Source organism: Pseudomonas sp. PI1 (genome assembly GCF_000812405.1).
In the GTDB taxonomy this organism is placed as follows: domain Bacteria; phylum Pseudomonadota; class Gammaproteobacteria; order Pseudomonadales; family Pseudomonadaceae; genus Pseudomonas; species Pseudomonas citronellolis.
Window position 1 is genome coordinate 1 of record NZ_JWMC01000069.1, and the last position, 21135, is coordinate 21135.

The 21135-nt window shown below is 67.3% G+C and carries 21 protein-coding genes; 15 read left to right on the forward strand and 6 right to left on the reverse strand.

The genetic code is table 11. The features are described from left to right. Both RN02_RS22575 and RN02_RS22580 read right to left on the reverse strand, forming a co-directional pair. The coding region (locus RN02_RS22575) for an IS110 family transposase (protein ID WP_236695214.1) at window positions 1-974 on the reverse strand (974 nt) is incomplete at its 3' end. A 1071-nt stretch (window positions 975-2045) separates the two neighbouring features. Further along, window positions 2046-2255, reverse strand: coding sequence for a DUF6316 family protein (locus tag RN02_RS22580; protein WP_009618794.1), 210 nt, complete (start codon window positions 2253-2255; stop codon window positions 2046-2048). A 236-nt stretch (window positions 2256-2491) separates the two neighbouring features. Here RN02_RS22580 and RN02_RS22585 point away from each other — a divergent pair, with 236 nt between their 5' ends. The 10 genes from RN02_RS22585 (at window position 2492) to RN02_RS22630 (ending at window position 11264) form a co-directional block, all read left to right on the forward strand. Further along, on the forward strand, window positions 2492-3130 hold the full coding sequence (locus tag RN02_RS22585; protein ID WP_009618796.1) for a peroxiredoxin: 639 nt from the start codon (window positions 2492-2494) through the stop codon (window positions 3128-3130). 183 nt (window positions 3131-3313) lie between these two features. Further along, entirely contained in the window at window positions 3314-4321 is a 1008-nt protein-coding gene (locus tag RN02_RS22590) for an aliphatic sulfonate ABC transporter substrate-binding protein (protein ID WP_043317030.1), read from the forward strand. Between the two features lie 9 nt (window positions 4322-4330). Beyond that, window positions 4331-5158, forward strand: a complete 828-nt coding sequence (locus tag RN02_RS22595) for an ABC transporter permease (RefSeq protein WP_043317047.1) — start codon at window positions 4331-4333, stop codon at window positions 5156-5158. Continuing rightward, complete coding sequence (locus RN02_RS22600; protein ID WP_009618802.1) at window positions 5155-5904, forward strand: ABC transporter ATP-binding protein; 750 nt, start codon at window positions 5155-5157, stop codon at window positions 5902-5904. Before RN02_RS22595 ends, RN02_RS22600 begins: the two co-directional genes overlap by 4 nt. Before the next feature lie 430 nt (window positions 5905-6334). Then, window positions 6335-6928, forward strand: a complete 594-nt coding sequence (gene ssuE / locus RN02_RS22605; protein ID WP_043317032.1) for an NADPH-dependent FMN reductase — start codon at window positions 6335-6337, stop codon at window positions 6926-6928. A gap of 168 nt (window positions 6929-7096) precedes the next feature. Further along, window positions 7097-8074, forward strand: coding sequence for a sulfonate ABC transporter substrate-binding protein (locus RN02_RS22610; RefSeq protein ID WP_043317034.1), 978 nt, complete (start codon window positions 7097-7099; stop codon window positions 8072-8074). Between the two features lie 110 nt (window positions 8075-8184). Next, the gene (ssuD, locus tag RN02_RS22615) at window positions 8185-9336 is read left to right on the forward strand and encodes an FMNH2-dependent alkanesulfonate monooxygenase (protein ID WP_043272100.1); all 1152 of its coding nucleotides are present in this window, start codon (window positions 8185-8187) and stop codon (window positions 9334-9336) included. Window positions 9337-9399: 63 nt separating this feature from the next. Beyond that, window positions 9400-10194 (forward strand): aliphatic sulfonate ABC transporter permease SsuC, encoded by a 795-nt coding sequence (gene ssuC / locus RN02_RS22620; protein ID WP_043272099.1) that lies wholly within the window; start codon window positions 9400-9402, stop codon window positions 10192-10194. Continuing rightward, window positions 10191-11000 carry an aliphatic sulfonates ABC transporter ATP-binding protein gene (ssuB, locus tag RN02_RS22625; RefSeq protein WP_043272098.1) on the forward strand — a complete coding sequence of 270 codons (810 nt, stop codon included), beginning with the start codon at window positions 10191-10193 and terminating at the stop codon, window positions 10998-11000. The genes ssuC and ssuB overlap by 4 nt, the downstream gene beginning before the upstream one ends. Window positions 11001-11048: 48 nt before the next feature. Next, window positions 11049-11264 carry a TOBE domain-containing protein gene (locus tag RN02_RS22630; RefSeq protein ID WP_009618813.1) on the forward strand — a complete coding sequence of 72 codons (216 nt, stop codon included), beginning with the start codon at window positions 11049-11051 and terminating at the stop codon, window positions 11262-11264. Between the two features lie 90 nt (window positions 11265-11354). Here RN02_RS22630 and RN02_RS22635 read toward each other — a convergent pair whose 3' ends face one another. Next, on the reverse strand, window positions 11355-12155 hold the full coding sequence (locus RN02_RS22635) for a c-type cytochrome (RefSeq protein ID WP_043317037.1): 801 nt from the start codon (window positions 12153-12155) through the stop codon (window positions 11355-11357). Window positions 12156-12826: 671 nt separating this feature from the next. Between RN02_RS22635 and RN02_RS22640 the strand changes: the two genes are divergently transcribed. The 4 genes from RN02_RS22640 (at window position 12827) to RN02_RS22655 (ending at window position 18279) form a co-directional block, all read left to right on the forward strand. Beyond that, window positions 12827-14032 carry an acetyl-CoA C-acetyltransferase gene (locus RN02_RS22640; RefSeq protein WP_043317039.1) on the forward strand — a complete coding sequence of 402 codons (1206 nt, stop codon included), beginning with the start codon at window positions 12827-12829 and terminating at the stop codon, window positions 14030-14032. Window positions 14033-14193: 161 nt separating this feature from the next. After that, complete coding sequence (locus tag RN02_RS22645; protein WP_043317041.1) at window positions 14194-16338, forward strand: 3-hydroxyacyl-CoA dehydrogenase NAD-binding domain-containing protein; 2145 nt, start codon at window positions 14194-14196, stop codon at window positions 16336-16338. A gap of 453 nt (window positions 16339-16791) precedes the next feature. Beyond that, a complete protein-coding gene (locus tag RN02_RS22650; RefSeq protein WP_043317043.1) occupies window positions 16792-17349 on the forward strand; it encodes a cysteine hydrolase family protein in 558 nt (185 codons plus the stop codon). Between the two features lie 192 nt (window positions 17350-17541). After that, window positions 17542-18279 carry an amidotransferase gene (locus tag RN02_RS22655; protein ID WP_043317045.1) on the forward strand — a complete coding sequence of 246 codons (738 nt, stop codon included), beginning with the start codon at window positions 17542-17544 and terminating at the stop codon, window positions 18277-18279. Between the two features lie 336 nt (window positions 18280-18615). Here RN02_RS22655 and RN02_RS22660 read toward each other — a convergent pair whose 3' ends face one another. Both RN02_RS22660 and RN02_RS22665 read right to left on the reverse strand, forming a co-directional pair. Next, window positions 18616-19587, reverse strand: coding sequence for a magnesium and cobalt transport protein CorA (locus RN02_RS22660; protein ID WP_009618833.1), 972 nt, complete (start codon window positions 19585-19587; stop codon window positions 18616-18618). Window positions 19588-19685: 98 nt separating this feature from the next. After that, entirely contained in the window at window positions 19686-19907 is a 222-nt protein-coding gene (locus tag RN02_RS22665) for a hypothetical protein (protein WP_009618835.1), read from the reverse strand. A gap of 231 nt (window positions 19908-20138) precedes the next feature. Here RN02_RS22665 and RN02_RS22670 point away from each other — a divergent pair, with 231 nt between their 5' ends. Further along, window positions 20139-20645, forward strand: coding sequence for a macro domain-containing protein (locus RN02_RS22670; RefSeq protein ID WP_009618837.1), 507 nt, complete (start codon window positions 20139-20141; stop codon window positions 20643-20645). A 71-nt stretch (window positions 20646-20716) separates the two neighbouring features. Here the strand turns inward: RN02_RS22670 and RN02_RS22675 are convergent, their stop codons facing one another. Beyond that, complete coding sequence (locus RN02_RS22675; RefSeq protein WP_009618839.1) at window positions 20717-20905, reverse strand: hypothetical protein; 189 nt, start codon at window positions 20903-20905, stop codon at window positions 20717-20719. Window positions 20906-21135: the final 230 nt, after the last annotated feature.

Below are 21135 nucleotides of genomic sequence, written 5' to 3' on the forward strand. Positions count from 1 at the left end.
GCGCCCTTGCGCCCCAGGCGTTGTAGCCAGCGCTGCAGGCGCCGATCGTCCGGGTGTTCGGAATCGGGCCGCAGTTGCTTCAACACCGCATGCGAGCCCACGACCATCAGGCTGCGCACATAGGCGTCGCCACGTTTGGTCATCTTGCCCAGCCGTACCTTCTGCCCGCTGCTGTGCTGGTCGGGCACGATACCGAAGTAGGCAGCGAACTGACGCGCATTGGCGAAACGTTCCGGCTCGACCTGTTTGGCCAGCAAGGCCGTGGCCGTGATCGGACCGATACCACGTACCGTCATCAGCCGTTTCGCTGTCGGGTCGGCGGCGGCACAGGCTTCCAGACGCCCGGTCAGCGCGGCGATACGCTCGCCCAGCCGTTGCCATTCGTTCAGCATCTCGTCGATCAGCTCGCGCAGCAGCGCCGGCAACGGCTGGCGGGCGTCTTCCAGCACCCGGGTGACACCTTGCTTCAAGCCCACATCCCCCTGCGCCAGGGCGATACCCTGCTCCAGCAGCAGCCCGCGGATCTGATTACCCATGGCGGTGCGCCGCTGCACATAGCCCCGCCGGACACGGTGCCAGGCCTGCATCGCCAGTGCCGCGACGCTCTTCACCGGCACCGACGCAATACTGCTATCCCGGCCCGCCCGCAGAATGGCGTGGGCATCATTGCGATCATTCTTCGCTCCGCTCCGGTGCTCGGCCACCCGCTGGGCCGGAAGGATACGCACCGGGTTGCCCTGCGCCTGCAGCAGCCGAGCCCAGGCCTGTGCTCCAGGGCCGGTCTCCATCAGCACCGTCACGCCCTCCGGCAGCTTCTGCAGAAACGCCTGAAACGCTTCACGCGACTTGATTCGCTGTTCGTACGCCAGTTGACCCAGGGCGTCTTCCCCCGCCACCTGGAAGACCTTTTTCGCCAGATCCACGGCGACTGTCGTGCACACCGATACATCGGTTGCAGACACCGGCTTATTCATCGTCGTATGCTTTTTCATGGACTCACCCTCACTGTCGGTGGCTTCTTAGACCGCCACCGTGGCGCCTCGACGCCTCGGTGAGGGTGAGTCCATCCAATTACGAAAAGAACCTGCCCCCGGAAGACACCCAAAGAAAAACCCCGGCACCAGCCGTAATGCTGTTCACTTAAGAAAGGATGCCGTTTCTCTGCCTGGGGGAAGCGGTATTTTTCATTTGGGGTTATGGCTTGGCTCGCGAAGCTTGCCCCTCTCCGGCCTTAAGCTCGTCATTGCCGCGAACAATACTTGCGCTGGCCCGAAGGGGAATGACCCAGTTGCCTTGGCTTGGGTGTTTCTGCGCCGCACCGAGTCTGCCCGACCGTCTTGTTTCGCCCCCTCGGGCGAGTCCCTTTTGTCAATCGCCACAAAAGGAACCAAAAAGGCTTGCCCCGACATACGGGCCCGATGGAGCCGGGCTACCCTCGCGAATTCCCCCGCCACGGAGGCCCGCCCCGAGGTACGTCCCTGTAGCCCATCGGGGCTCTCGCGACATCCATGTCGCATGACCTCCTGAGCGCCGGTTTCGCTCGGCCTTCTGAAGGGGCGTTTCGGAGTGCGCGGATGTTTCTCTGGAAGTCTCAAGAGCAAAAGCCAGAGCGAATGCGCTTTGGCTTTTCGTAGGAGCGAGGGGGGCGCCTAGCTCTTGCTCGCGAACGAGAGTTTCCCGAGGACGCTGGTACGTTGGGTTGACTCCGCTCCCTCTCCCCAGCCCTCGGCTGCGCGCCCCGCCCTGAAGGGAGGGGGCTTGTCCGTGCCGAGAGAAGATTTGGCGTCAGTCGGAAACTTTGCGGTAGCCGGCTAACGCCGAAATACCCGAGCACACCGAACGGTCCCCTCTCCCTTCAGGGCGGGGCGCGCAGCCGAGGGTTAGGGAGAGGGGCCGGCGTCAACGCTTGCACCGTAGCCGCCGGGTAACTCCGTTCGCGAGCAAGAGCTAGGCGCCCCCCTCGCTCCTACGAAAACAACCTGCCCCCGGAAGACACCCAAAGAAAAACCCCGGCACCAGGCCGGGGTTCATGATCCGAACGACACCTACTGCGCCACCCGCGCATACAACCCGGCGGCCTGCTGCATCCGGCTGATGTACTGCATCACCTCGCGTTCCGCATCGAAGCGGGTGAAGAACGGCCCTTCCAGCGTGCCTTCGCGGGTCGAGAAGAAGTACTGGCCATTGACCGCGCTGATCCGGTCGCTCCGATAGTGGGTGCCCGGCTCGCCGTCAGTCACTCGTTTACCGAACATGAAGATACCTCCCACACCTTGCGGGTTAATGATTTCAGTGTAGTCAGGCCGGGCGGCGGCGGGGCGCAGGCGACGAATGGACGGCGGCGGGGGCCTTGGCGGCTATGCTCAATGGCCAGTGGCGCGAGGCCAGGCGGCTGCATGTCTTTTTGGTTATAAGAAAATCAAAATATATTCTTTTTAATGCAATCCGGCCTTGTGCATAGTGAACCCCACACGAACCAGGAGCCCAACCCATGAGTCTGCGTCTCGGCGACATCGCCCCCGACTTCGAACAGGAATCCAGCGAAGGCCGCATCCGTTTCCACGAATGGCTCGGCGACAGCTGGGGCATTCTCTTCTCCCACCCGGCGGACTTCACCCCGGTGTGCACCACCGAGCTGGGCCTGACCGCCAAGCTCAAGGATGACTTCGCCCAGCGCGGCGTCAAGGTGATCGCGCTGTCGGTTGACCCGGTGGAGTCCCACGTGAAGTGGATCGACGACATCAACGAAACCCAGAACACCGTAGTCAACTTCCCGATCATCGCCGACGCCGACCGCAAGGTCTCCGAGCTGTACGACCTGATCCACCCGAACGCCAACGACACCCTGACCGTGCGTTCGCTGTTCGTCATCGACCCGAACAAGAAGGTGCGCCTGACCATCACCTACCCGGCCAGCACCGGGCGCAACTTCAACGAGATCCTGCGGGTGGTGGACTCGCTGCAACTGACCGACAACCACAAGGTCGCCACGCCCGGCAACTGGCAGGACGGCGACGAGGTGGTCATCGTGCCCTCGCTGAAAGACGAGGACGAGATTCGCCAGCGTTTCCCCAAAGGCTACCGCGCGGTCAAGCCGTACCTGCGCCTGACCCCGCAGCCCAACCGCTGATTTTCCCGCGGCTGCCCCGCGTAGCCGCGCCGTTGTTCCAAACCACGAGTAGGGTATTCGGCCGGTTCGCCGGCCGCCTTTTTTTCCGTTCCCGCCCGGCCTCGCGCCGCGCTTTGTTTTCCCGCTCTGACTTGCCCGCCACACGGGGAGAAGACGTCAGCCACGCCGCCAAGGAGATCGACCATGGGTCCGTCCACCTGGCGCCGCAGCCTGACCGCCGCTCTCCTGGCGTGTCTGCCGTTCGGCGCCTTCACTGCCACCGCTTGCGCACAAACGCCAAGGGAAGTCCGCCTGGACTACGCCTACTACGCGCCCACCAGCCTGGTGCTCAGGCACTTCGGCTGGCTGGAAGACGTGCTCAAGCCCCAGGGCACCGAGGTGCGCTGGGTGTTCAGCCAGGGCAGCAACCGCTCGCTGGAATACCTCAACGCCGGCAGCACCGACTTCGCTTCCACCGCCGGGCTGGCCGCGGTGCTCAGCCGCGCCAACGGCAGCCCGCTGAAGACCGTGTACATCGCCTCGCGCCCGGAATGGACCGCGCTGGTGGTGCCCAAGGACTCGCCGCTGAAATCCCTGGCCGACTTAAAGGGCCACAAGGTGGCCGCCACCAAGGGCACCGACCCCTACCTGTTCCTGTTGCGCAGCCTGCAGAGCGCCGGCCTGGGCAAGGGCGACGTGGAGATCGTCCACCTGCAGCACCCCGACGGCCGCACCGCGCTGGAGCGCGGCCAGGTGGACGCCTGGGCCGGGCTCGACCCGCATATGGCGGCCAGCGAGCTGCAGGCCGGCTCGCGCCTGCTGTACCGCAACGTGAGTTTCAACAGCTACGGCGTGCTCAGCGTCACCGAGCGTTTCGCCCGTGAGCAGCCGCAACTGATCAAGCAGGTCATCGGCGCTTACGAGCGGGCCCGCCACTGGGCCATCGAGCATCCGGAGGAGACCGCCAGGCTGCTGGCCGAGGAGGCCAAGCTGCCGCTGGAAGTGGCCAGGCTGCAGCTCTCGCGCACCGACTTCAGCCAGCCGCTGCCCGGCGCCGAGCAGGTCGCCGCGCTCAAGGCCGCCGCGCCCATCCTGGTGGACGAGCAACTGGTGCGCCCCGGCACCGACGTGGCCAAGGTGGTGGACCAGTTGATCGACCCGCAACTGGCCGGCGAGGTCATCGGCAAGCAACCCCTGGCCAGGGCGGAATGAACCATGGGTGTGCCGAGCCAGCCCCTCGACCTGGGCCGTAGCCGCCGCCTGGCCCTGTCGCTGCGGCCGCGCCCGCTGCGCTGGCGGGCCTGGGTGCTGCCGCTGCTGCTGTGCGCCGTGCTGGAGATCGCGGTGCGCGCCGGCTGGCTGGCGGAGAACCAGATGCCGGCGCCCAGCAGCGTCGCGCTCACCCTCTGGCAACTGGCCCATGGCGAGCTGTGGCAGCACATCGGCGCCAGCCTGGCGCGGGTGGCCAGCGGTTTCGCCATCGGCTCCTTCGCCGCCCTGCTGATCGGCACCTGGGTCGGCCTCAGCCAGCGCGCCGAGGCCTACCTGGAGCCGAGCTTCCAGGCCCTGCGGGCCATCCCCAGCCTGGCCTGGGTGCCCTTGCTGCTGCTCTGGCTGGGCATCGACGAGACGCCCAAGGTGGTGCTCATCGCCCTCGGCGCCTTTTTCCCGGTGTACCTGGCGCTGGTCGCCGGTGTGCGCGGGGTGGACCGCAAGTGGGTGGAGCTGGGCCGGCTGTACCATCTGTCCACCTTCACCCTGGCGCGGCGCATCCTCCTGCCGGCGGCGCTGCCGAGCCTGTTCACCGGGCTGCGCGGCGCCCTCAGCCTGAGCTGGATGTTTCTCGTCGCCGCCGAGCTGATCGCCGCCACCCGTGGCCTGGGCTACCTGCTCAGCGACGGCCGCGAAACCTCGCGGCCGGACATCGTCATCGCCGCCATCCTGGTCCTGGCCGTGCTCGGCAAGCTCAGCGACGGCCTGCTCAAGGCCGTGGAACGCCGCGCCCTGGCCTGGCGCGACAGCTTCGAAGGCCTGGAGGGCAAGGCATGAGCGCGCTGCTGGAACTCAACAACATCCGCAAGAGCTTCGACGGCCTGCGCGTGCTCGACGACGTCAGCCTGGCGCTGGCGCCGGGGGAGGTGGTCAGCCTGCTGGGCCCCAGCGGCTGCGGCAAGAGCACCCTGCTGCGCATCGCCGCCGGCCTGGACGCCGACTTCGCCGGGCAGCTGCAGCGCAACCCGCTGCTGGGCTTCGGCCCGGACGGCGAGAGCGGCCGCGGCGGCGGCATCGGCGTGGTGTTCCAGGAGCCGCGCCTGCTGCCCTGGCTGACGGTGGCGCAGAACGTCGGTTTCGCCGACGGCTGGCTGGCCGACGACCAGCGCATCGCCCGGCTGCTGCGCGACGTCGGCCTGGAAGGCAAGGGCGGCCTGCTGCCCAAGCAGCTCTCCGGCGGCATGGCCCAGCGCGCGGCCATCGCCCGCGGGCTCTACGGCCGCCCGCAGGTGCTGCTACTGGACGAACCCTTCAGCGCGGTGGACGCCTTCACCCGCCTGCGCCTGCAGGACCTGATCCAGCAACTGGCCCTGGAATACGACATCAGCATCTTGCTGGTCACCCACGACCTCGACGAGGCCTTCTACCTGGGCGACCGCGTGCTGCTCCTGGGCGGCGCCCCGAGCCGCCTGCGCCGCGAGTTCCCGGTGCCCCTGCAACGCCCCCGCGACCGCCGCGCGGTGGAGCTGGCGTATCTGCGGGGAGAGGCGCTGACGGAGTTGCAGCATTCCCATGTGATCTAGATGCCGCGCTGTTCGTAGGAGCGAACTTGCTCGCGAATTGGCGTTTGCTGGTGGCGTAGGTGCTGGGTTCAAGAGCGCCCTCTCCCCAGCCCTCTCCCTGAAGGGAGAGGGGGCTTGTCCATGCCAGCGGGAAGGTCAGATTCAGCCGGATAGCCGAGATTGCCGGCTGACTCAGGAATACCAAAGCACTCCGAACGGTCCCCTCTCCCTTCAGGGAGAGGGTTAGGGAGAGGGAGCGGAATCCCCCCAGAACACCGCTGCCACAAGTAACTCCCGTTCGCGAACAAGCTCGCTCCTACAGTCTTTCTTTAAGTTATAAGTAAATGAATAAATAACATTTATTGGAATATCAAATCCCCTGTTAAGGTCTATGCACGTTGGTTAGCGAGCCGGCTTCAAGTCGGCTCTTTCAGTTATAAGGAAGCGTGCAATGTATGTGGTGACCCTCGCCGGCAGTCCGAGCCAGCGCTCCCGTTCCGCGGTCCTGCTGGACGTTGCCCGCCGGTGGCTGCATGAGCGTGGGGTGGAGGTGCGCTCCTACCAGGTGCGCGACTTCGCCGCCGAGGACCTGCTGCATGCCCGCTTCGACAGCCCCCAGGTGCTGGAGCTGCTGGAACAGGTGGCGCGGGCCGACGGCCTGGTGATCGCCACCCCGGTGTACAAGGCCTCCATCGCCGGCGCCCTCAAGGTGCTGCTGGACCTGCTGCCCGAGCGCGCCCTGAGCCACAAGGTGGTGCTGCCCCTGGCCACCGGCGGCAGCAACGCCCACATGCTCGCCGTGGACTACGCGCTCAAGCCGGTGCTGGCGGCGCTGAAGGCCCAGGAGATGCTCCACGGCGTGTTCGCCGAGGATTCGCAGATCGCCTATGCCACGGCCGATGCGCCGGCGCAGCTGGAGCCGGCCCTGGAGCGACGCCTGCTGGAGTCCCTGGAACAGTTCCACGGCGCTCTGGCGCGGCGGCCCCGGCCGATCGACCCGAACCTGCTCAGCGAGCGGTTGCTCAAGGCGCGCTGGAGTATTTGAAAGAAGCGGCTGCAGGCTGCAAGCGACAAGCTGCAAGAAAAAGCGCGGAGCGCTACCGAGCCTCGAATAGGCAGGTGCGTGACTGCCAGACGACAAGAAACCAGGACCTCAGCATTCCGCCAACGGGAGCGCAGGTCCGGCGAGCACACAACGACAAAGGAGCATGCAATGCGCAACCTCACTTTGCGTGGTGGACTGGCGGCCCTGCTGATCGCGGCCCTGGCCCACGGCGCCCAAGCCGAAGAACAACCCGGTACCCTGCGTATCGGCTACCAGAAGTACGGCACCCTGGTGCTGCTCAAGGCCCGCGGCACGCTGGAGAAGCGCCTGGCCGAGCAGGGCATCAAGGTGCAGTGGACGGAATTCCCCGGCGGCCCGCAGCTGCTGGAAGGGCTGAACGTCGGCAGCATCGACTTCGGCGTCACCGGCGAGACGCCGCCGGTGTTCGCCCAGGCCGCCGGCGCCGACCTGGTCTACGTCGCCAACGAGCCGCCGGCGCCCACCAGCGAGGCCATCCTGCTGCCCAAGGACTCGCCGATCAAATCCGTAGCCGAGCTCAAGGGCAGGAAGGTCGCCCTGAACAAGGGCTCCAACGTGCACTACCTGCTGGTGCGCGCCCTGGAGGAGAACGGCCTGAAGTACAGCGACATCCAGCCGGTGTACCTGCCGCCGGCCGACGCCCGCGCCGCCTTCGAGCGCGGCGCCGTCGACGCCTGGGTGATCTGGGACCCGTACCAGGCCGCCGCCGAGAAGCAGCTGCACGCCCGCACCCTGGTCGACGCCCGCGGCCTGGCCGACAACCACCAGTTCTACCTGGCCACTCGCACCTACGCCAAGGAGCACCCGCAGGTGCTGACCACCCTGGTGGAAGAAGTGCGCTCGGTGGGCGAGTGGTCGCAGAAGAACCCCGAGCAGGTCACCGAACAGGTGGCCCCGCTGCTCGGCCTGCCCGCCGACATCACCCTCACCGCGGTCAAGCGCCAGGGCTACGGCGCGCAGTTCATCACCCCCGAGGTGGTGGCCAAGCAGCAGAAGATCGCCGACGCCTTCACCCAGCTGAAGCTGATTCCCAAGGCGCTGAGCATCAAGGACGTGGTCTGGACGCCGCCGGCGGACAGCAAGGCCAAGGTGGCCCAGGCGCAGTAAGCGTTCATTGGGTTCCCGCGTTCGCGGGAACCCAGCGACTTCACCCGATTCCGACACCCCATCATCGCGCGGCTACGCCACGCCGGCGCGCTCAATCTGGAGTTATAGCGATGAGCCTCAACATCTTCTGGTTCCTTCCCACCCACGGCGACGGCCATTACCTTGGCACCGCCGAGGGCGCCCGCGCGGTCGACCACGGCTACCTGCAGCAGGTGGCCCAGGCCGCCGACCGCCTCGGCTTCGGCGGCGTGCTGATCCCCACCGGGCGCTCCTGCGAGGACTCCTGGCTGGTCGCCGCCTCGCTGATCCCGGTGACCCAGCGCCTGAAGTTCCTGGTGGCGCTGCGCCCGGGGATCATTTCGCCGACTGTGGCCGCGCGCCAGGCAGCGACCCTCGACCGCCTGTCCAACGGCCGCGCGCTGTTCAACCTGGTCACCGGCGGCGACCCGGACGAGCTGGCTGGCGACGGCCTGCACCTGAACCACGAGGAGCGCTACGAGGCCTCCGTCGAATTCACCCGTATCTGGCGCCGCGTGCTGGAAGGCGAGACCGTCGACTACGACGGCAAGCACATCCAGGTACAGGGCGCCAAGCTGCTCTACCCGCCGATCCAGCAGCCGCGCCCGCCGCTGTACTTCGGCGGCTCCTCGGAAGCCGCCCAGGACCTCGCCGCCGAGCAGGTCGAACTGTACCTGACCTGGGGCGAGCCGCCGGCCGCGGTGGCCGAGAAGATCGCCCAGGTCCGCGAGAAGGCCGCCAAACTGGGCCGCAGCGTGCGCTTCGGCATCCGCCTGCACGTGATCGTGCGGGAAACCAACGAGGAAGCCTGGAAGGCCGCCGACCGCCTGATCAGCCACCTCGACCAGGACACCATCGACCGCGCCCAGGCCTCGCTCGCCCGCTTCGACTCGGTGGGCCAGCAGCGCATGGCCGCCCTGCACGGCGGCAGCAAGGACAACCTGGAAGTCTCGCCCAACCTCTGGGCCGGCGTCGGCCTGGTGCGCGGCGGCGCCGGCACCGCGCTGGTCGGCGACGGCCCGACCGTGGCCGCGCGGGTGAAGGAATACGCCGAGCTGGGCATCGACACCTTCATCTTCTCCGGCTACCCGCACCTGGAAGAGTCCTACCGCGTCGCCGAACTGCTGTTCCCGCACCTGGACCTCGCCCGCCCGCAGCAGCCCGAAGCCCGCGGCTACGTCAGCCCCTTCGGCGAGATGGTGGCCAACGACATCCTGCCCAAGCAGCAGGCCGCGCAGAGCTGAAGTCGACCTCGTAGGAGCGAGCTTGCTCGCGCACCCCGCGAGCAACCCGGAGAAGCACAAGACATGAAGACAAATACTCTCAACCAAGTGGCCCAGCGCCTGGCGCCCTGGGCCTTGCCGGTGGCTCTGGTGCTGGTCTGGCAGGTGGCGGTGGAGGGCGGTTTCCTCTCCAGCCGCATCCTGCCGGCGCCCAGCGCGGTGGTCGAGGCCGGCTACCAGTTGGTGAAGAGCGGCGAGCTCTGGCAGCACCTGGCGATCAGCACCTGGCGCGCCGCCATCGGCTTCGTCATCGGCGGCTCCATCGGCCTGGCCCTGGGCCTGGTCACCGGCCTGTCGAAGTGGGGCGAGCGCTTCCTCGACAGCTCGGTGCAGATGATCCGCAACGTGCCGCACCTGGCGCTGATCCCGCTGGTGATCCTGTGGTTCGGCATCGACGAGTCGGCGAAGATCTTCCTGGTCGCCCTCGGCACCCTGTTCCCCATCTACCTGAACACCTACCACGGCATCCGCAACATCGATCCGGGGCTGCTGGAGATGGCGCGCAGCTACGGCCTGTCCGGCTTCGCCCTGTTCCGCCAGGTGATCCTGCCCGGCGCGCTGCCGTCGATCCTGGTGGGCGTGCGCTTCGCCCTGGGCTTCATGTGGCTGACGCTGATCGTCGCCGAGACCATCTCCGCCAGCTCCGGCATCGGCTACCTGGCGATGAACGCCCGGGAGTTCCTGCAGACCGACGTGGTGGTCCTGGCGATCCTGCTCTACGCCGTGCTCGGCAAGCTGGCCGACCTCGCCGCCCGCGGCCTGGAGCGCGTCTGGCTGCGCTGGCACCCGGCCTACCAGGCCAAGGGAGGTGCGGCATGAACGCCCTCAGCACTCCGCAGAACCTCAAGCAGGGCATCCCGCTGGCGCTGAACGGCGTGGCCAAGCGTTTCGGCGAGCGCGAGGTGCTCAAGGGCATCGACCTGCGCATCCCGGCCGGCCAGTTCGTCGCCATCGTCGGCCGCAGCGGCTGCGGCAAGAGCACCCTGCTGCGCCTGCTGGCCGGCCTCGACGCCCCCAGCGAAGGTGAGTTGCTGGCCGGCTCCGCGCCCCTGGAAGAGGCCCGCGAAGGCACCCGTCTGATGTTCCAGGACGCCCGCCTGCTGCCGTGGAAGCGGGTGATCGACAACGTCGGCCTGGGCCTGTCCGGCGACTGGCGCAAGCAGGCCCTGGAAGCCCTGGAGGCGGTGGGCCTGGCCGACCGCGCCCGGGAGTGGCCGGCCAGCCTGTCCGGCGGCCAGAAGCAGCGCGTGGCCCTGGCCCGCGCGCTGATCCACCGGCCGCGCCTGCTGCTGCTGGACGAGCCGCTGGGCGCGCTGGATGCGCTGACCCGCATCGAGATGCAGCGGCTGATCGAGAACCTCTGGCAGCGCCACGGCTTCACCGTGCTGCTGGTCACCCACGACGTCAGCGAGGCGGTGGCCGTCGCCGACCGGGTGATCCTCATCGAGGAAGGCGAGATCGGCCTGGACCTGAACGTCGACCTGGCCCGCCCGCGCTCCCGCGGCTCGGCGCGCCTGGCCGCGCTGGAAGCCGAGGTGCTCGACCGCGTGCTGGCGTTGCCGCCGCTGCCGCCCGAGCCGGAACCCGTATCCCCACTGCCCACGCAACTGCGCTGGGCGCTCTGATCCACCGTTCATCCGTGCACTACCGACATTCCCCATAGGAGAAACGCCATGACCATCAAAGCCATCAACGTCCGCAACCAGTTCAAGGGCACCGTGAAGGAAATCCTCGAAGGCCCGGTGCTCTCGGAAATCGACGTGCAGACCGCCGCCGGCATCGTCACCTCGGTGATCACCACCCGCTCCGTGAAGGAACTGGAACTGGCCGTGGGCAGCGAAGTGATCGCCTTCGTGAAATCCACCGAGGTGTCCATCGCCAAGCTGTGAGGCGGGGAGGGCGGCGTTTGCGCTGCCCTGGGTGCGAAAAAAAGGCGGACGCCCCTGTGGAGCGTCCGCCTTTTTCCTTGCCGGCGCGCTCTACATCAGCGCCTGGCGCCGCGCCGCCATGTGCGCGAGGTAGTCGATCAGCTGGTCCAGCTCGGTGTCGTCGAGGGTTTCCGGGGCGAAGCCGGGCATTTTCGCCTGGGGCCAGCGGCGCAGGCTCTGCGGGTCGCGGATGTAGGCGTGGAGGAAGTCCCTGGCGAAGTACTCGGTGGGGCTGTAGGGCTGGTTCAGGTCCGGGCCGAACTGGGCGTCGCCGGCGCCGTTCAGGCGGTGGCAGGCCAGGCAGTGCTTCTGGAACAGGGCGAAGCCGGCCTGCACGTCGGGGCTGGCGTCCTTGGCCGGGACCAGGGCCGGGAAGCGGATTTCCACCGAATCCAGCACGCGCAGGCTGCTGACCTGGAAGGGCCATTGCTCCGGGCCGATGGCCGAGGCCTGCGGGTCGGTCCAGACCAGGTAGAAGGGCCCGGCCGAAGGCTTGTCCTGGCCCAGCGGCGGCCAGGGCTTCTTTTCGTCTTCGATGGCCAGCCAGGCCCGCGCGCCGTCCTTCTGCAGCAGCGGCGCGGCGGGCAGCTCGGCGGCGAAGCCGTCCAGCGCCACGGCCTGCACGTGGGCGCGGCCGTCCACGCCCTCCAGCAGCGCCGCCAGCGGCACCGCGCGGTAGTGCATGGTGCGCTTGTAGGCCACGTCGTCCTTGATCTCGATGTTGCGCGCCTGGGCGTTGCCCAGCAGCTCGGCGCTGCTCAGCGTGCGCGTGCCGGCGGGCAGCTCCAGGGTCAGTTCGGCGGCGAATACGGTGGGGCAAAGCAGGATCAGCAGCGACAGGATGAAGCGCATGGGCGGGCTCCAGCGATGGGCTGCGCAAACATAGCAGAGGATGCCGACGAACGGCACTGCCACCTGCGCTGCGAGGGCGCGGCCCCTCGGGCTACGCCGGCTTCGCAGCGGCAGGCGGACGGTTGGCTAGCCGACCAGGCGACTGAGGTTGGGGATGATGAGCACCACTGCGGTAACGAAGACGATCAGGCTGGCCTGCCGCCATTTCTTCGGTTGTTGATCCATCATGATGTTCCCGCCTTTCTTGTTGTTGGCCCGCTCCCGCGCGCTCATACGGCCCGGCGCCGGGTGGCTGCGACCTTGGCTTTGCATACCGGCCGCCCCGGCAAGACCCGGCAGCGACGTCCCATAGGTACTGCGAAATTTCAGTCTAAGCCCCGGCTGGCGCGGGCTTAGACGATCTGGCAGCAAATCCTATGGTTCCAGGCATATTCCATCTATATGACAACGCGGTGACGGCTCTGGCTCGCGGCCCGACCGCTCATCCGACCGCCCGTCGGGGCGCCGCCCAGAGCGGTGCGCCAGGCGACCGCCGGTCGGCGCGGCTGAGCGCGGGGGTCAATCCGCCTGAGCGATCCGGTCATTGCCGGCCGCCACCGCGCGGTTAAGGTAGGCCGACACGCTGCCTGCGTGACCTCCACGCCAAGAGAGCACTCCCAAGAGAGAACGCCATGACCGAAGCATTGATTTACGACGCGGTGCGCACGCCCCGCGGCAAGGGCAAGAAGGACGGCGCGCTGTACAGCGTCAAGCCGGTCGACCTGATGGCCGGCCTGCTGCGCGAAGTGCAGCGGCGCAACCAACTGGACACCGCGCAGGTCGACGACATCGTCCTGGGCTGCGTGACGCCGGTGGGCGACCAGGGCGCCGACATCGCCAAGACCGCCGCCCTGGTCGCCGACTGGGACGAGCAGGTGGCGGGCGTGCAGATCAACCGCTTCTGCGCCTCGGGCCTGGAGGCGGTCAACCTGGGCGCCATGAAGGTGCGCTCGGGCTTCGAGGACCTGGTGCTGGTGGGCGGCGTGGAATCCATGTCGCGCGTGCCCATGGGCTCGGACGGCGGCGCCTGGGCGCTGGACCCGCAAACCAACCTGCACACCAGCTTCGTGCCCCAGGGCATCGGCGCCGACCTGATCGCCACCCTGGAAGGCTTCAGCCGCGCCGACGTCGACGCCTTCGCCCTGCGCTCCCAGCAGAAGGCCGCCAAGGCCCGCGCCGAGGGGCTGTTCGGTAAGTCCCTGGTGCCGGTCAGCGACCAGAACGGCATCGTCATCCTCGACCACGACGAATTCATCCGCGCCGACTCCACCCTGGAAGGCCTCGGCGCGCTCAAGCCGAGCTTCGAGATGATGGGGCAGATGGGCTTCGACGCCACCGCCCTGCGCAAGTACAGCTACGTCGAGCGCATCGAGCACGTGCACACCCCGGGCAACAGCTCGGGCATCGTCGACGGCGCCGCCGCCATGCTCATCGGCTCCGAGGCCAAGGGCCGCGAGCTGGGCCTGAAGGCCCGCGCGCGGATCGTCGCCACCGCGGTCACCAGCAGCGACCCGACTATCATGCTCACCGGCCCCGCGCCGGCCACCCGCAAGGCCCTGGCCAAGGCCGGCCTGCGGGTGGACGAGATCGACCTGTTCGAGGTCAACGAAGCCTTCGCCTCGGTGGTGATGAAGTTCATGAAGGACATGGGCGTGCCGGAGAGCAAGGTCAACGTCAACGGCGGCTCCATCGCCATGGGCCACCCCCTGGGCGCCACCGGCTGCATGATCCTCGGCACCCTGCTCGACGAACTGGAGCGGCGCAACCTGCGCTACGGCCTGGCCACCCTCTGCGTGGGCGGCGGCATGGGCATAGCCACCATCATCGAACGCGTTTAAGGATCGATCATGGGCTACTGCGCTCGGCCATGCTGCGTTGGAAATTCTCCGGGAATGCTCATTGGCTGCAGCCAACTCCGCTTGCCGAAGAATTTCCGCCTTGCCTGACCTTCGCTCGTGACGCCCCTGAAGCGATCCCCCACCCTGGGAAGAAGATAAAAATGACCGAAGCCATCCGCTACGAAAAGGGCCAGGACAACATAGTCGTCCTGACCATGGACATGCCCGGCCAGAGCGCCAACACCATGAATGGCGCCTACCGCGAGGCCATGGCCGCCACCGTCGCTCGCCTGGAGGCCGAGAAGGACTCCATCGCCGGCGTCATCCTGACTTCCGCGAAGAAGACCTTCTTCGCCGGCGGCGACCTCAACGAACTGATCAAGGTCACCAAGGCCGACGCCCCGGCCTTCTACGCCGGCATCCTGGTGCTCAAGGGCCAGCTGCGCCGCCTGGAGACCCTCGGCAAGCCGGTGGTGGCCGCCATCAACGGCGCGGCCCTGGGCGGCGGCTGGGAAATCTGCCTGGCCTGCCATCACCGCATCGCCCTGGACGAAAGCCACGTGCAGCTGGGCCTGCCGGAAGTCACCCTGGGCCTGCTGCCCGGCGGCGGCGGGGTAGTGCGCATGGTGCGCCTGCTGGGCCTGGAAAAGGCCCTGCCGTACCTCGCCGAAGGCAAGAAGGTGCGCCCGGAGCAGGCGCTCAAGGCCGGGCTGATCCACCAGCTGGCCTCCAGCCGTGAGGAGATGCTGGCCAAGGCCCGCGAATGGATCGCCGCCAACCCCAACGCCAAGCAGCCGTGGGACACGGCCGGCTACAAGATCCCCGGCGGCACCCCGTCCAGCCCGAACGTGGCGCAAATGCTGGCCATCGCCCCGAGCGTGCTGCGCGACAAGACCAAGGGCTGCTTCCCGGCGCCGGAGAAGATCATGTGCGCCGCCGTCGAAGGTGCCCAGGTGGACTTCGACACCGCGCAACTGATCGAGGCGCGCTACTTCACCGAGCTGACCACCGGCCAGGTGGCGAAGAACATGATCGGCACCTTCTGGTTCCAGCTCAACGAGATCAACGCCGGCAAGTCGCGCCCGCAGGGCTACCCGCAGCAGCAGACGAAGAAGGTCGGCGTGCTCGGCGCCGGCATGATGGGCGCGGGCATCGCCTACGTCTCGGCCGCCGCCGGCATCGAGGTGGTGCTCAAGGACGTCTCCATCGAAGCGGCGGAGAAGGGCAAGGCCTACTCGGCCGCGCTGCTGGAGAAGAAGGTCGGCAAGGGCCAGATGACCGCCGAGAAGCGTGATGCCTTCCTCGCCCGCATCAAGCCGAGCGCCAGCGAAGCCGACTTCGAGGGCTGCGACCTGATCATCGAGGCGGTGTTCGAGGACCGCGCGCTCAAGGGCAAGGTCACCGCCGCCGCCGAGGCCGCCGCGCTGCCCGATGCGGTGATCGCCTCCAACACCTCGACCCTGCCGATCACCGGCCTGGCCCAGGCCGTGGCGCAGCCGCAGAAGTTCATCGGCCTGCACTTCTTCAGCCCGGTGGACAAGATGCCGCTGGTGGAAATCATCCGCGGCGAGAAGACCGACGACGCCACCCTGGCCCGAGCCTTCGACTACGTCCTGCAGATCAGGAAGACGCCGATCGTGGTCAACGACAGCCGCGGCTTCTTCACCTCGCGGGTGTTCGGCACCTTCACCAACGAAGGCCTGGCCATGCTCGGCGAGGGCGTGCCGGCGGCGATGATCGAGAACCAGGCGCGCCAGGCCGGCATGCCGGTGGGCCCGCTGGCGATCAGCGACGAGGTTTCGCTGAGCCTGATGAGCCACATCCGCGAGCAGACCCGCAAGGACCTGGAAGCCGAAGGCAAGGCCCTGCCGCAGCACCCGGCCTTCGCCGTGGTCGACCTGATGCTCAACGAGTACAAGCGCCCGGGCAAGGCGGCCGGCGGCGGCTTCTACGACTACCCCGCCAACGGCAGGAAGCACCTGTGGCCGGAGCTGAAGCAGCGTTTCGAGAAGCCCGATGGCATGATCCCGGCCGAGGACGTGCGCGACCGCATCCTCTTCGTCCAGGCCATCGAGACGGTGCGCTGCGTGGAGGAGGGCGTGCTGCTGTCGACCGCCGACGCCAACATCGGCTCGATCTTCGGCATCGGCTTCGCCGCCTGGAGCGGCGGCGCGCTGCAGTTCATCAACCAGTACGGCCTGCAGGACTTCATCGCCCGCGCGCAGTACCTGGCCGAGCAGTACGGCGAGCGCTTCGAGCCGCCGGCGTTGTTGCTGGACAAGGCGTTGCGCAACGAGACCTTCTGAATGGGCCTGGTGTAGGAGCGAGGGGGACGCCTGGTTCTTGCTCGCGAACGGGAGTTACCTGTGGCAGCGGTGTTCTGGGGGAACTCCGCTCCCTCTCCCTAACCCTCGGCTGCGCGCCCCGCCCTGAAGGGAGAGGGGACCGTTCGGTGTGTGCGGATGCTCTTGAGTTAGCCGGACCCGCCGGCGGTTTCAGGTTGAGGCCATTCCTTCTCTTGGCACGGACAAGCCCCCTCTCCCTTCAGGGAGAGGGCTGGGGAGAGGGGACGGAGCAACCGGAGACACCATGGCCGCCGGCGAGCACCATTCGCGAGCAAGCTCGCTCCTACGAAAAGCAAAAGCCAAAGCAAGGACGCGACTCCCCCGAAAACCGCCCCCACCGCCGGTTTTTTCTTCCCCCCGACCCCCGTAGGATGGCGTTGAGCGCAGCGAAACCCATCACCCCCGGGACCCACCATGCCCAACACCCCCGCCCTGGTCATCATCGACATGCAAAAAGGCATGGCCAGCACACCGGTCCCCCGCAACAACCCCCACGCCGAAGCCCGCATCGCCGAGCTCCTGGCCGCCTGGCGCGCGGCCGGGGCGCCGCTGCTGCACGTCCGGCACATCTCGCGCACGCCGGGCTCGCCGTTCTGGCCGGGGCAGCCGGGGGCGGAGTTCCAGGACGCGCTGGCGCCGCTGGAGCACGAGCAGGTGCTGGAGAAGAACGTCCCCGACGCCTTCGCCAACAGCGGCCTGGAGCGCTGGCTGCGGGTGCGCGGCATCGACACCCTGGTAATCGCCGGCGTCAGCACCAACCACTCGGTGGAAAGCACCGCGCGCAGCGCCGGCAACCTGGGCTTTCGCACCTTCGTGGTGGCCGATGCCTGTTTCGCCTTCGAACAGCGCGACTACCACGGCACCCTGCGCAGCGCCGAGGAGGTCCACGCCATGGCCCTGGGCAACCTGCAGGGCGAGTACGCCTGGGTGCTGGAGGCCGCGCAGGCGCTGGGGATGGCGCGGGACGGCTGAGCAGCCGGTCGCCATCGTTCCCGCCGGCATTGATGCGCGGCGGTTTTTCGGGTATTTCCCCTGAAATTCCGATGCAAGGAATGGCTTTGCCATCTTGTGTCGTGAAAAAACAGTGTGTAGTTTTCACGGGGCGTGCAGTTTGTTAAGAAAGCGCGCGTTCGTGCCCGCTCAACCTCAGGAACCCACCACTACATGACGCTGCAAATCTGCATTCTGGAAACCGATATCCTGCGTCCCGAGCTGATCGACCAGTACACCGGCTACGGCTGGATGTTCCAGCAGCTGTTCGCCAAGCAACCGGTGCCCGCCGAGTTCAAGGTGTACAACGTGGTGGAGGGCCATTACCCGCCCGACAGCGAGCACTACGACGCCTACCTGGTGACCGGCAGCAAGTACGACTCCTTCGGCGACGAACCCTGGATCCGCAAGCTCAAGGACTACCTACTGAGCCGCTACGAGCGCGGCGACAAGCTGCTGGGCGTGTGCTTCGGCCACCAGCTGCTGGCCCTGCTGCTGGGCGGCAAGACCGAGCGCGCCGACCAGGGCTGGGGCGTGGGCATCCATGACTACCGCATCGAAGAGCAGCCGCAGTGGATGCAGCCGCAACTGGACGACCTGACCCTGCTGGTCAGCCACCAGGACCAGGTCACCCAGCTGCCCGAAGGCGCCCGGCGCATCGCCAGCAGCGACTTCTGCCCGAACGCCGCCTACGCCATCGGCGACCAGGTGCTGTGCTTCCAGGGCCACCCGGAGTTCGTCGCCGACTACTCCCAGGCGATCCTCGACCTGCGCCGGGAGATCTTCAGCGAGCCGGTCTACCGGAAGGGCATCGACAGCCTCGACCGCGAGCACCAGGGCGCCACCGTGGCCGAATGGATGATGCGCTTCGTCCAACTGGGCCGGAAAAAGGACGAGCAGAACGCCGCCTGAGCCCGCTGCGCCCACCAACGCCGCTCCCCGGAGCGGCGTTTTCATTCACGCGCCGAGGCGAACCGCCTTTCGTAGGAGCAACTGTCTGCGTCGAGGTGCTTTTCGTAGGATGGGTTGAGCTTGCGAAACCCATCGGGCCATGGTGATGGGTATCGCTTCGCTCAACCCATCCTACGGGGCTTCCTGGAACTGTAGGAGCGGATCTCATCCGCGAATCGCGCCGGCACCTCCGGCTATCGCGGACAAGGTCCGCTCCTACGGCTCCAGGGACGCACGGGCGTAGGGCATTCCGCGCAGGATGCCATCCTACACAAGCGCTTCGGCGCGATCGGCAGGTCAGAGCCAATCCGCCTGCTTGAAGCTGACGTACAGCCCGATGCAGCCGATCACCAACAGGCCCATCACCAGGAAGTAGCCGTAGTGCCAGTGCAGCTCCGGGATGTATTCGAAGTTCATCCCGTAGATGCCGGCCACCGCGGTGGGCAAGCCGAGGATCGCCGCCCAGGCGGCGAACTTGCGCTGCACCACGCTCTGCCGCGAGGACTCCAGCAGCAGGCCGACCTCGATGGTCTGGCTGGCGATGTCGCGCAGCGAGTTGAGGTCTTCCAGCAGGCGGTTGACGTGGATCGCCACGTCGCGGAAGTAGGGGCGCATCTGCTTGTCGATGAAGGGGAAGTCCAGGCGCTGCAGCTCCTGGCAGATCTCCACCATGGGCGCCGCGTAATGGCGCAGCTTGAGCACCTCGCGGCGCAGGCCGTAGATGCGCTCGATCTCCTCCTGGCTCAGCGAGGTGCGCAGGGCGCGCTGCTCCAGCACCTCGATCTCGCCGCGGATCTCCTCCACCACCGGCTCGTAGTTGCCGACCACGAAGTCGAGCAGGGCGTAGAGCACGAAGTCGGTGCCGTGGGCCAGCAGCAGCGGGCGCGCCTCGCAGCGCTGGCGCACCTGCGAGTACGACTGTGAGAAGCCGTGGCGGGCGCTGATGATGTAGCCGATGCCGGCGAACAGGTGGGTTTCCACGAACATCAGCCGGCTGTCCGCGCGCACCGGCGAGTAGATCACCATGAACAGCGCGTCGCCGAAGGTCTCCAGCTTCGGCCGGCTGTGCTTCTCCAGGGCGTCGGCGATCGCCAGCTCGTGCAGGTTGAACTGCTTCTGCAGGTTCATCAGCTCTTCCGGCGTGGGTTCCTGCAGGCCGGTCCAGACGAAGTGGTCGGGCTGGCAGGCCCAGCGATAGCCCGCCTCCAGCGGGATATCGGCGACCTTCTTGCCCTTGCAGTAGACGGCGGATGCGACGACTCGACCCATGGCGCGTTCTCCCGGCAGGCGGAGGCGGGCGGTGCCGGCGGGCGCCGGCGGCGATCTGCAAAGTATGGGCAAGCTGGCGCAGGCCGCCAGCGCGGGGCTCAGGAGTGCGGGCGCAGGCTCTGCTGCAGCACCGCCAGGGCGTTGGGCAGCACTTCGTTGAAACGCTGGAACAGCGCGCTCTTGTCCACGCCGTCCGGCTGGACGTTGCGGGCGCCCTGGAAGCCGCCGCTCAGGGCCAGCGCCACCAGCACCACGATGCTGTACAGGCCGATGCTGGCGAGGGCGCCGTTGCGCAGGGTGCGGGCGGTGGAGCGGTGCATGGCGGTGGCTGCCGGAAGTGGGAGTGGGGCCAGTTTCCCAGCAGTCTGGTCGATGGAATAACGAAGTTCGTTGCTTTCAACTATCGGCGGAATTGATGGTTTGCCGACCGCCGCGAGGGGGATGCGGCCTTGATGCGGGTCAAGGTTCGCGGTGCGGCCAGGCGTAACGTGGAAATGGACGGGAGCGCAAGGCAAGGCTTCCGAGGTACTCCACCGAGCAAGGAAAGATTCATGATTCGAGAAGTTGAAGGCGACATTCTGCTGAGCAAGGCCCAGGTCATCGCCCATGGCATCGCGCCCCAGGACCCGTTCGACAGCGGCCTGGCTCTGGCCCTGCGCGAGCGCTGGCCGTCGCTGGTCCGCGACTACCGTCATGCGGCCCATGCCTCGGCGCCCGCGCCGGGCTCCATCTGGGCCTGGTCGGGGGTGGACGCCGACGGTTCGACCCGCGGCATCGTCAACCTGCTCACCCAGGACATGCAGGGCAGCGGGCGCAGCGCCAAGCCGGCCAAGGCCAGCCTGGAGAACGTCGGGCACTGCCTGCGGGAGCTGGCGAAGTACGTCGAGGGGGAGGGCGTCCGCAGCCTGGCGCTGCCGTGCCTGGCCACCGGTGTCGGCGGGCTGGACTGGAAGGATGTGCGACCGTTGCTGGACAGGTATCTCGGCCATCTGGACATCCCCGTAGTGGTCTATGCGGTCTATCGCAAGGGAGTCGCCGCCGACGAGAAGCTCGGCTGAGGCGTGGCCGGCGGCCTGGCGCGTCCCGGAGCCGGGGCGCGTGGGGCCGTCGGAATGCCGGCGAGCGCCGGTCAGCCCTGGTGGGCGGGGGTAGCGTCGTGCTGCTGGCTGGCGGTCCGCTCGGCCTGATGCTGCAGCGCGGCCTGGTTCAGGTTGACCATGCGGTTCTGCATCAGCGGCGATTCTTCGGCGAAGCCGGACTGGGCGCCGAGCAGAGTGGCGCTGGCGAGGAGGGCAGTGGCGATCAGTTGCAGTTTCATGATGAACACCTCGTTGGTTGCTTTTCCTGTGGGTTCATCAATAGGTTAACGCGCAATAATTTTTGAAAAAGACTGAACGGGCTTAATCAGTTTTGCCTTTTTCGTAACTATTCGAGGCGCCCCGTAGGAGCAACTGTCTTGCGCCGAGGTGCTCTTCGTAGGATGGGTTGAGCTTGCGAAACCCATGCGGTTGCGCTGATGGGTATCGCTTCGCTCAACGCCATCCTACG

What these genes read in the sequence shown, in the direction of transcription:
- RN02_RS22610 (WP_043317034.1), top strand. Translation starts at nt 7,097, where the DNA reads ATGCGCAACCTCACTTTGCGTGGTGGACTGGCGGCCCTGCTGATCGCG.
- RN02_RS22650 (WP_043317043.1), top strand. Translation starts at nt 16,792, where the DNA reads ATGCCCAACACCCCCGCCCTGGTCATCATCGACATGCAAAAAGGCATG.
- RN02_RS22600 (WP_009618802.1), top strand. Translation starts at nt 5,155, where the DNA reads ATGAGCGCGCTGCTGGAACTCAACAACATCCGCAAGAGCTTCGACGGC.
- ssuB (WP_043272098.1), top strand. Translation starts at nt 10,191, where the DNA reads ATGAACGCCCTCAGCACTCCGCAGAACCTCAAGCAGGGCATCCCGCTG.
- RN02_RS22660 (WP_009618833.1), bottom strand. Translation starts at nt 19,587, where the DNA reads ATGGGTCGAGTCGTCGCATCCGCCGTCTACTGCAAGGGCAAGAAGGTC.
- RN02_RS22645 (WP_043317041.1), top strand. Translation starts at nt 14,194, where the DNA reads ATGACCGAAGCCATCCGCTACGAAAAGGGCCAGGACAACATAGTCGTC.
- RN02_RS22675 (WP_009618839.1), bottom strand. Translation starts at nt 20,905, where the DNA reads ATGAAACTGCAACTGATCGCCACTGCCCTCCTCGCCAGCGCCACTCTG.
- RN02_RS22585 (WP_009618796.1), top strand. Translation starts at nt 2,492, where the DNA reads ATGAGTCTGCGTCTCGGCGACATCGCCCCCGACTTCGAACAGGAATCC.
- RN02_RS22590 (WP_043317030.1), top strand. Translation starts at nt 3,314, where the DNA reads ATGGGTCCGTCCACCTGGCGCCGCAGCCTGACCGCCGCTCTCCTGGCG.
- RN02_RS22580 (WP_009618794.1), bottom strand. Translation starts at nt 2,255, where the DNA reads ATGTTCGGTAAACGAGTGACTGACGGCGAGCCGGGCACCCACTATCGG.
- RN02_RS22635 (WP_043317037.1), bottom strand. Translation starts at nt 12,155, where the DNA reads ATGCGCTTCATCCTGTCGCTGCTGATCCTGCTTTGCCCCACCGTATTC.
- RN02_RS22640 (WP_043317039.1), top strand. Translation starts at nt 12,827, where the DNA reads ATGACCGAAGCATTGATTTACGACGCGGTGCGCACGCCCCGCGGCAAG.
- RN02_RS22665 (WP_009618835.1), bottom strand. Translation starts at nt 19,907, where the DNA reads ATGCACCGCTCCACCGCCCGCACCCTGCGCAACGGCGCCCTCGCCAGC.
- RN02_RS22630 (WP_009618813.1), top strand. Translation starts at nt 11,049, where the DNA reads ATGACCATCAAAGCCATCAACGTCCGCAACCAGTTCAAGGGCACCGTG.
- ssuC (WP_043272099.1), top strand. Translation starts at nt 9,400, where the DNA reads ATGAAGACAAATACTCTCAACCAAGTGGCCCAGCGCCTGGCGCCCTGG.
- RN02_RS22655 (WP_043317045.1), top strand. Translation starts at nt 17,542, where the DNA reads ATGACGCTGCAAATCTGCATTCTGGAAACCGATATCCTGCGTCCCGAG.
- ssuD (WP_043272100.1), top strand. Translation starts at nt 8,185, where the DNA reads ATGAGCCTCAACATCTTCTGGTTCCTTCCCACCCACGGCGACGGCCAT.
- RN02_RS22670 (WP_009618837.1), top strand. Translation starts at nt 20,139, where the DNA reads ATGATTCGAGAAGTTGAAGGCGACATTCTGCTGAGCAAGGCCCAGGTC.
- ssuE (WP_043317032.1), top strand. Translation starts at nt 6,335, where the DNA reads ATGTATGTGGTGACCCTCGCCGGCAGTCCGAGCCAGCGCTCCCGTTCC.